General features: G+C 49.7%; 8 protein-coding genes and 2 pseudogenes. 6 read left to right on the top strand and 4 right to left on the bottom strand.

The window, feature by feature from the left end; translation table 11 throughout:
• Both ACYVRB_RS13745 and ACYVRB_RS13740 read left to right on the top strand, forming a co-directional pair.
• Positions 1–308, top strand: a 308-nt coding sequence (locus ACYVRB_RS13745) for a transposase (RefSeq protein ID WP_461216006.1), incomplete at its 5' end; no start/stop codon positions are given.
• Between the two features lie 169 nt (positions 309–477).
• Positions 478–741, top strand: a pseudogene (locus ACYVRB_RS13740) (IS30 family transposase); the annotation flags it as partial.
• A 148-nt stretch (positions 742–889) separates the two neighbouring features.
• Here the strand turns inward: ACYVRB_RS13740 and ACYVRB_RS13735 are convergent.
• The gene (locus tag ACYVRB_RS13735; protein ID WP_461216005.1) at positions 890–2,863 is read right to left on the bottom strand and encodes a sucrose-specific PTS transporter subunit IIBC; all 1,974 of its coding nucleotides are present in this window, start codon (positions 2,861–2,863) and stop codon (positions 890–892) included.
• A 156-nt stretch (positions 2,864–3,019) separates the two neighbouring features.
• On the opposite strand from ACYVRB_RS13735, the gene ACYVRB_RS13730 reads away from it, so the two are divergent.
• Complete coding sequence (locus ACYVRB_RS13730; protein ID WP_461216004.1) at positions 3,020–4,471, top strand: sucrose-6-phosphate hydrolase; 1,452 nt, start codon at positions 3,020–3,022, stop codon at positions 4,469–4,471.
• Positions 4,472–4,488: 17 nt separating this feature from the next.
• Positions 4,489–5,481: a LacI family DNA-binding transcriptional regulator gene (locus tag ACYVRB_RS13725; RefSeq protein ID WP_461216003.1), complete on the top strand. Its 993-nt coding sequence runs from the start codon at positions 4,489–4,491 to the stop codon at positions 5,479–5,481.
• Positions 5,482–5,539: 58 nt separating this feature from the next.
• Here the strand turns inward: ACYVRB_RS13725 and ACYVRB_RS13720 are convergent.
• Positions 5,540–6,175: pseudogene (locus ACYVRB_RS13720) on the bottom strand (IS30 family transposase); the annotation flags it as partial.
• Positions 6,176–6,185: 10 nt separating this feature from the next.
• Positions 6,186–7,181, bottom strand: coding sequence for an IS30 family transposase (locus ACYVRB_RS13715; RefSeq protein WP_461216002.1), 996 nt, complete (start codon positions 7,179–7,181; stop codon positions 6,186–6,188).
• Positions 7,182–7,354: 173 nt separating this feature from the next.
• Here ACYVRB_RS13715 and ACYVRB_RS13710 point away from each other — a divergent pair, with 173 nt between their 5' ends.
• Entirely contained in the window at positions 7,355–7,807 is a 453-nt protein-coding gene (locus tag ACYVRB_RS13710) for an RNA polymerase sigma factor (RefSeq protein WP_203628640.1), read from the top strand.
• Between the two features lies 1 nt (position 7,808).
• Positions 7,809–8,711 carry a sigma factor regulator N-terminal domain-containing protein gene (locus ACYVRB_RS13705; protein WP_461216001.1) on the top strand — a complete coding sequence of 301 codons (903 nt, stop codon included), beginning with the start codon at positions 7,809–7,811 and terminating at the stop codon, positions 8,709–8,711.
• A gap of 67 nt (positions 8,712–8,778) precedes the next feature.
• On the opposite strand, the gene ACYVRB_RS13700 is transcribed toward ACYVRB_RS13705, so the two are convergent.
• Positions 8,779–8,910, bottom strand: coding sequence for a hypothetical protein (locus ACYVRB_RS13700; RefSeq protein ID WP_461216000.1), 132 nt, complete (start codon positions 8,908–8,910; stop codon positions 8,779–8,781).
• Positions 8,911–9,035: the final 125 nt, after the last annotated feature.

The raw sequence follows: 9,035 nt of genomic DNA, 5'->3' as shown, positions 1-9,035 counted from the left end.
TCGTAGTGACCAGCCTGGCCTCCGAGGCTCCAGAGACTTTGTTCAAGACCTATAGACAGCGGGGCAATGCTGAGAACCAAATTAAGGAGCTGAAATGCGGGTTTGGCTTTGACAAAACAGACAGCTCGACTTTTGCACGGAACACTGCACGAGCCTTGATCACCGGTATTGCCTATAACCTGGTTCAGCTCTTTAAACAGCTCTTTGTCTCGGAAGACCGTCGTGTGGTGATTCATCTTGCTTCTAACTATGTTTACAAGAACTGGTTTAGTCGGCTCATGGACGAAGTCCATCAGTTGGCGACCTGAATCGAATAACTGAATAGGTCGTGCGTCGAGCCGAAAACTGGGTCGGTCTGTTCGTGGTGCATCAATCACCAACTTCTCCGCTCAGTCAGTATTCGCAACGCTCCAAACGTTGCTTTCAGACCGGCCAGATGCGATTTCATGTCCCAAATACCGAGGTGAATAATCCAGGTTAAATACTGCTTTTGCTGGGACGGAAACTGAGATCTTCTACGCCCATCCTTACACGTCCTGCGACCGTGGCACCAACGAGGCACATAACCGGATGATCCGCCAGGACTTCCCTAAGGGCATGTCCCTAGATGACATTAGCCCTAGTCAAGTGCAGGCCACGCAAGACCGCTTGAATCAGTTGCCTCGCAAACAACAGGGCTACTGCACACCCCAGCAAAACTTTGAGGCCGAAGCTCGGCGCGTTCGTCGCATGGCCCAGTAGTCTCTCTAGCGCCACAACTTCTATTTGATAACGGCCTGTTCTGGGATTGTCCTCAACGACTGGCTAACTTGTTCTTGCAATTTACGAAAAAATACTGGTCCCTATCCAAGGGGGGCCTTGGTTAAGGTAACCAGTATTTCAGTTGTTACTAGCTATTCGTAGTGGCGGCTTGATTGTCCGTGGTTGGTTCTTGCAGGGCAATCAAGGGGTCGCCAGCTTTCACGTCGGTGACGTCGATGCGGCTCACATCCCCGTAATCATTGGTGTTGGTGATGACCACCATCACCGTAGGGTCGTAGCCAGCTTCGGTAATGCCCTTCACGTCAAAGGTGCCTAATTTGTCTCCCTGTTGGACTTGGTCGCCTTGTTGCACATCACTGGTGAAGAACTTACCCTCAAGATTGACGGTGTCTAAGCCCAGATGGATCAGGACTTCCGCCCCGTCTGCGGCCTTAATGCCATAAGCATGTTTCGTGGGGTAAGCTACGGTGATTTCACCGGTGACTGGGGCTAAGACGTCATCACTAGCGGGTTTGATGGCAGCCCCTTTCCCCATGATTTCAGCGGAAAAGACTTGGTCATTGACTTGCTTCAAGCTTTCAACCACCCCGGCAACCGGTGCGTTGACCACGGCATCGCTGACAGCGGCGTCGGCAGCACTTACCACATCGCCAGCTTCATTGGTCTGAACTTCCGGTTCAACGTTTTTGGCCATGGCTTTGCGGCCATAAACCAAGGTCCCCGTGAAGGCCACCACGATACTGCAGGCAATGGCCAAGAAGAATGGCAGGTAGAATTTAACCGGGAGGGAAATGAAACCGATGATCCCCGCGGCCCCTAAGGCAGTGGAGCAAACCCCGAAAATCCCGATCAATAAGCTACCCACGGCAGAACCAATCATGCCGATAAAGAATGGAAAGCGTAATTTCAAGTTGACCCCAAAGATAGCGGGTTCAGTGATCCCTAAGAGGGCGGACAGGCCAGAAGAAGAGGCCAACCCCTTTTGTTTTTCATCTTTAGATAAGAAGAAGATAGCTAAAGCAGCCGCCCCTTGGGCAGCGTTAGCCATGGAGGCGATTGGGAAGAAGAAATCGCCGCCGGTTTTGGCCACGTTGGCCAAAAGCTGGGTTTCGATGGCCGGAAAACTTTGGTGTAACCCGGTAATGACAATCGGGGAGTAGAATAACCCGAAGACCGTGGAGCCCACAAAACCAGTGGTATTATACAAGAAAACAATCCCGTCGGTTAAGCCGTTACCCACAGTCCGCATAATCGGGCCTACAAAGGCAAAGGTCAAGAAGGCCACGAAGATGATACTGATCATCGGGGTGAAAATAAAGTCCAGGGTAGCGGGCATGCGTTTATGGAGCCACTTTTCAACCTTGGCTAAAATGAAGGCCACTACCAACACGGGCAGGACTTGGCCTTGATAGCCGGCTTGGGCGATGTGCAGGCCGAAAATGTTCCAAACGGGCATGGTGCCCTTGGCCACGATTTCAGCCACGTTGTAGCCGTTGACTAAAGCGGGCATCACCATGATCATCCCCATGGTGGCCCCCAGATAAGCATTCCCCCCGAAACGTCGGGTGGCGGAGAAACCTAATAGGATGGGCAGAAAGGCAAAGGGTGCCGAGGCAAACAGGTTGATCATTTCGGCGATCCCCTTGATGCCCGGGTACATGGCCACCAGGGACTTGGCGCTAAATAGGCCCGGGGATACCAAGACGTTATTTAAAGCCATCAATAACCCACCGGCCACTAAGGCTGGAATAAGAGGTACAAAAATGTCGGATAGCACTTTAACCAAAGCCATCAGCGGATTATCTTTTTTACCCTTGGCGGAAATAGCCTTTAAGTCGTCTGGGGTAACTTCCTTTAGGCCAGTCAAGCTAATTAAGTGGTCATAGACCTTGTCCACATCCCCAGGGCCGATGATGATTTGATATTGGCCGTTGACCCGAAAAGTGCCTTTAACGGCGTCGTTAGCGTCTAAAGCTTTTTGATCGATTTTAGCTTCATCTTTGATCACCAACCGTAAACGGGTGGCACAGTGGGCGGCGGCTAAAATATTGTCTTTCCCCACGTCTGCCAGAATGTCTTTTGCTGCTTTCCCATGATCCATGTTTTGGCCTCCCATGTAAGCGATTTCTGTATTCGATAAATCCATTGTAATAGATTCATTTCAAATTGTCAAACGTTTATCGATTTTTGATTTTTAGTGGCGCTATCTGCTATAATAACAGCATGAAAACGTTTATCTTTTTTGGAGGCGAATACCATGCAGCAATGGACTACGGCACAACGTTATCGACCCTATAGCGCTTATTCAAAAAAATTGATCAGCCAATTACAAAAACAACAACAAGACTCTATTTGGCACTTAGGCTATCATATCCAACCAGCCAGCGGTTTATTAAATGACCCCAATGGCTTTGCTTATTACAATCACCAATGGCATGTCTTTTATCAAAACTTCCCTTTCGGCCCGGTGCACGGCTTGAAGAGCTGGGTCCATTTAACTTCCCCAGATTTGACCCATTGGACGGCAGACGGGTTGAAACTTCTCCCGGATACGACATACGAAAGCCATGGGGCTTATTCCGGCTCGGCACTGGCTGTGGGGTCAGAATTATTTTTGATGTACACGGGCAATGTCCGGGATGACAACTGGCAACGCCACCCCTATCAATTAGGGGCTACCTTAGACCAAAATGGGACTTTACACAAGCTGGCTCAGCCTTTAATTGGGGACATCCCGGCCGGCTATACCGACCACTTCCGGGATCCCCAGTTAATTGAACATGAGGGAACCTACTACGCCTTCATTGGCGTCCGGAAACAAGACGATACCGCCCACATTCTCGCCTACCAGGCCCCAGACCCCAAAGGTCCCCGGACCTTAAAGGGAGAATTACACTTTAGTGATCAAAACCTAGGCTATATGATTGAATGTCCCAATCTGATTTTTATTGACCAACGGCCCGTGTTGATCTTTTGTCCCCAGGGGCTGTCCCAAACCATTGCCAGTTATGATAATATTTACCCCAATATGTACATTGTGGGGGAAGCCTTTGATTGGGACACCTTTAGCTTTATCAACCCAACTGGCCCACAAAACCTGGATGGGGGCTTTGATGTCTATGCTACCCAAGCTTTCAATGCCCCGGATGACCAGGCTTATGCCATTAGCTGGTTAGGCTTGCCCGACACCACTTATCCCTCTGATGCTGAAAATTGGCAGGGCTGTTTTTCTTTGGTGAAGCACTTGACGTTAGTTGACGGACAACTGCACCAACAGCCCGTGGCCCAAGGCTTGGCAGCGGAAAACTTTGCCCCAAAAACTGCCGACTTACATCTGCAAGAAAAGTTGCAGTTTGACTTTGCCACTTTTCCCAAGGGGCAATTGCAAATTAAAGCCCAGCACAGCGGCGATAAATTGACCCTTAGTTTTGATGAACAAGCCCATAGTCTCACCGTGGACCGGCGGCAAATGGGTCAGGCGGTGGCCTTAGACCATGGCACCACCCGCAGCATTCAATTACCGGCGACTGCCCTTCATTTAACCCTATGGTTGGACCACTCGGCCTTTGAGCTGTATGTGAATGACGGCGCGCAAGTTATATCTGGCCGCCTATTTCCTAGGCAGGCGGATACCTATCAGTTAGATACCAGCCAACTGGCGGCGGACGGCTTTGAAGTCAGCGGGACCCGTTTACAAACAATTTATTAATTAAGGAGGCGATTCGTATGGCAAAATTGGCTGATGTTGCAGAATTGGCTGGCGTGTCCGTGACCACGGTCTCCCGGGTCATCAACAACTACGGCTCCCTATCTGAAAAGACGAAGACCAAGGTTTTTGCGGCCATGCACAAGTTGAATTATCAACCCAATAGCGTGGCCCGCTCCTTGCAGGGTAAAAGTTCCCGGTTGATCGGCCTTATTTTCCCCGGGGTCAGCAATCCTTTCTTTGGGGAATTGGTCCAAACTTTAGAAAATAAACTATCGGCTTTGGATTATCGGGTGATTTTATGTAACTCGGTGAATAATGCTGACACGGAACGGTCTTATCTGCGTATGCTGCAGGCCAACCAAGTGGCGGGCATCATCACCGGGACCCACAATTTAGCCATTAGTGAATATAACCATGTGGACGCGCCAATCATCTCCTTTGACCGGCATTTGGGGGATAATATTCCCATCGTCAGTTCTGATAATTACGCCGGGGGTAAATTGGCTACAGAGCTGTTGATCAAGACCGGGGCCACCTGTATTGTGATGATTTCTGGGGCCAATCGCCCTAACAGTCCCACCAATCAACGGGTCAAAGGCTATGAAGACAGCCTGGAACAAGCCCATTTGCCCACCTACGTGCTGGAATTGCCCTTTAGCATGTCCCCCACGTTAAAACGAGTGGAGATCAGACAACACCTGACCACTTTGAAACCCGATGCGGTTTTTTGCAGTGATGATTTGACGGCGATTCTGGTGGGGAATGTGGCCCAGGAACTGGGTTTAAAAATTCCAGAACAATTGAAATTAGTGGGTTTCGATGGCACCCGCCTGATCCAAGATTATCAACCCCAAATCTCCACCGTGGTGCAACCTATTGGAGATTTGGCGGACTTGATGATCGATCTTTTGCGTCAGCGTATCAAAGACAACAAAGTTCAGCTCCAGACCCAATATACCCTGCCGGTAAGCTTGCACACTGGGGCTTCGGTATTGGCTACTAAAGCGTAATTGTTTTGATTGTTTAGGCATCAGCTTTTCGGCTGGTGCTTTTTTAGATGGTGAATTGTCAAATTAAGTGCAAAGTCTCATTATAGAAAACTTCGTAGGGTGTTCTCCAACCCAGACACTTCTTGGGCCGGATATTCAATTTATGAGCGTACTCTGCGAATTCTGGTGCAGGAATATCAGACATGTCTTGAGACTTAGGAAGATACTCACGGAGCAGATTGTTTGTATTCTCATTCGTGCCTCTTTGCCAAGGAGCGTGTGGATCTGGAAAGTAAAATTCAATACCAGTTTCTTCTGTGATCTCAACGTGTTTAGCGAATTCTTTGCCACGATCTGGTGTGATGGTTTTAACGTCCTTGATAGGGAGCTTAGCTGTCAAAGCCAGGACAATCTGGGCTACTTCAGCTGATTTCTTTTTGTCTGCTTTTCCAATCAAGCAGAACCTGGAGTAGCGGTCAACCATTGTGACTGCACAAGCCTTACCAGTTTTTCCGGCAACCGTATCCAGTTCCCAATGACCAATTTCAGTACGGTCATCGGCGGCCAAAGGTCGCTCATGAATGGTGTTACTGATCTGAATCTTGCCCCGGCGTTCAATGTGGCCTTTAGTATGTCTAGTCTTACCGCGATGCCTGAGTTTTCGGACTGCACCGCGATTGCCGTGAGATAAGCCTGTTTCGTTGAAGTCCCCACGGGACGAATTGTCAAACCAAGTGCAACTTTTTGTTCCAAAAGACTTCGGAGGGAGTTCTCCAGCCTAAGACCTTGCGGGGTCGGTTATTCAGTTGTTCGACGAAGAAAGCAATTTGTTGGTCATCTATGTTGTCAAGGTAGGTATGCTTAGGAAAGTATTCGCGAAGTAGACCATTCGTATTTTCGTTTGTACCTCGCTGTTGTGGTGCATGCGGATCTGGAAAGAACATTTTTGCGTTCAGAACCTCGCCGATCTCCTTGTACTGAGAGAATTCAGTCCCGCGGTCAGGGGTGATCGAGCGTACCCGTTCAGGCGATAGGGTCAGAAACAAATCAATCATTCCCTGCTTGACCCTCTCTGAATCCACTTTGGTCACACGCTCCGATAAGAGATACCGTGACTTTCTGTCGACTAGCGTGATCAAGGCCGAGTGCCCTCTCTTGCCATGCACAGTGTCGCCTTCCCAGTCACCAAAGCGGGTACGATGATTAGCGGAGGCCGGACGGTCGTGTATCGATGGGGCATTGTTCAGTTTGCCCCGTGTTTCGTTCACTGTTCCTTTTACCTTACGAGTCTTGCCGTGATGACGTAGTTTACGAGCAAAACCACGCGCGCCATGGTTCTTCTTAACTCCCAGATTATGCAGTTGTATCCCGCGATAAATCGTCGTATAGCTGATATGGAGCGCATCATGTTCATGCGCTAGGCGGGCTGAGATCTGCTCAGGAGACCAATGATTATGGACGATATAGTTGACGATACGATCTCTGGTCTCGGAATTGCTCAGAATCCTGGATCTATGACTGTTTAATCTCGCTTGTTGGTAATTGGCTTGAGCAGTAGCAGCTGAGTAGTTTTGCCAACCGCCATTGCGGTTGATCTCACGGCTAACAGTACTTCTTGAACAGCCGATCCGAGTGGCAATTTCAGTTTGGGTCAGCCCAGTTTTGAGGCCGACGAGTATCGTTTCTCGGTTGATTAAGGTAAGATGATTGTACGGACTCAAAGTCAGATTCTCCTTGTATATGGTGTTGTGGTAATTCCATTCTACAGGGACTCGGGCTTTGAGTCTTTTTGATTTGTTAATTTGTTGCACTTGAATTGTAAATCCGTCCCTCAAAAATTACCTGTATACTTTAAGGCTGGTTCAAACGTCTTATTAAGGGAAGGAGGGGTGAGATGGTAAAGTCAGACTTTGATGCTCACTTGCTGACATTAGGCCAGCAAGTGGTGCAGCGCCTGCAAGCGCGGGGCATTCAACGGGCCGATGCCGAGGATGCCGTGGCCACGGCTTATGAAAAAATCATTATCCTGCTGCCCAACTTGTCAGTGCGCAATTTTGATGGCTGGTTTTACCGGATTGCCCTGAACGCCTGCCTCGATGAACTGCGCAAACACCGCCGCGAAACCTTGACGCAGCAGCTGCCGGAAGCCAGTACGCTGACGCCGCAAAGCTTTGCGACGTTAATTGCGCCGCTCCCGGCCAACCAGCAGGAGCTCGTGGCGCTGAAGTATTACTACGGCTTTTCATATGAAGAAATCGGGGCACTGCTGGCCATCAAACCGGCCAGTGTCAAAACGATGTTAGCTCGCGCACGGAAGCAGTTGCGCGGTCAATGGGAGGAAACATAAGATGTTAGATCAAGCCTTACGCAAAGCCAAATGGCGCCAGCACCTAATGATGGTGCTGATTGCCGTGATTGTCTTAATCATTGGGGGACCGCTCGCCTATAGTGGCCTCAACCAATTATGTGGGCGTCAAACCGATGCCTTGTACACCGCGCTCACGAATTATCATTTGGTGGCGGAGCCGAATGTGACAGTGGCCAGTGAAATGCTTGCTAATAATTCCAGCTTTGGCGGGAATGTTGTCACCAAGGAATATAAGGAAATTGATGGTTATGTGGTGCCTTGGGGAACATACACGTCGCATTACAGTTTCCAAGACTGGGAAATGGACGAGAGTTTTACCCAGACGGTTTCCAATCGCCTTGATGAAAACACAGATCGCCAGCAGTTTCAAAACACGACCCTGCAGAAAGTGGCCCGCTTTTACACGCACACCCATGACCTACCGAATGAAGCTCGAAGCTTGAGTCGGTTACCCAACCATGTGGGCGAAATTGCAGTGACTTTTTCCCGCGCCGTGACGTATGCGGAACTGAAGCAATGGGTGCCAAAAAATGTCAATTTGACCTGGGGGTATGTCTTTAACGACACCAAGCGTGTGGCCCTGGAAGGCGATAATAGTGGCTTAGTCGAAAACCCGATTGGGATGGATCTCAGTTATGATCAAGGTCCCAATCGTCAGCTTAAGGATTGGCAAACGGCTTTGCGTGGGTACTGGGGAAACCAGACACGGAGCGCTGGGATGAAGCTGGCCCTCAAGGCTTCCGCCAAAACTTTGCGGTTTCGTGGGGTGATTCTCACTGGTACGACCGAGCAGTTGGCGAAGGTGGCGGGCGCCGCTAATGTGGCCGGCACCAGCGTTGGCGTCACCGTCGCCCGCGTGCCGTATATTAAGCCAGTTAAATAAGTGCGCACAGAAAAATAGTCCAGACCCAGCGTAAGCTGATGCGCCGAGTCTGGGCTATTTGAATGCTTTAGTTGGTCGTCAGTTGGTACAGCGCGTAGGTGTTTTTCCGGCGAATGATCACGCAAAGCTCACCCTTGGGATTGCTGAAGCTGTAAGTACCGCCTGAGCGATCAGCGTATTTGACTGCCTCAATTTTCAAGTCAAGTGCAACGATGATAACGAATCCTTGATAGTGGTCTAGGTTGTTAAGCCATGCGTCGGTAGTAATCGCATGGTCGAAGATAGTTCAGAATACGTCTGGGACGATGGTTCAGTGCTGATTGG

This window comes from Lacticaseibacillus boliensis (genome assembly GCF_054784775.1).
This window is presented reverse-complemented; position numbering and strand designations above follow the sequence as displayed.

What these genes read in the sequence shown, in the direction of transcription:
- ACYVRB_RS13705 (WP_461216001.1), top strand. Translation starts at nt 7,809, where the DNA reads ATGTTAGATCAAGCCTTACGCAAAGCCAAATGGCGCCAGCACCTAATG.
- ACYVRB_RS13725 (WP_461216003.1), top strand. Translation starts at nt 4,489, where the DNA reads ATGGCAAAATTGGCTGATGTTGCAGAATTGGCTGGCGTGTCCGTGACC.
- ACYVRB_RS13735 (WP_461216005.1), bottom strand. Translation starts at nt 2,863, where the DNA reads ATGGATCATGGGAAAGCAGCAAAAGACATTCTGGCAGACGTGGGGAAA.
- ACYVRB_RS13730 (WP_461216004.1), top strand. Translation starts at nt 3,020, where the DNA reads ATGCAGCAATGGACTACGGCACAACGTTATCGACCCTATAGCGCTTAT.
- ACYVRB_RS13710 (WP_203628640.1), top strand. Translation starts at nt 7,355, where the DNA reads ATGGTAAAGTCAGACTTTGATGCTCACTTGCTGACATTAGGCCAGCAA.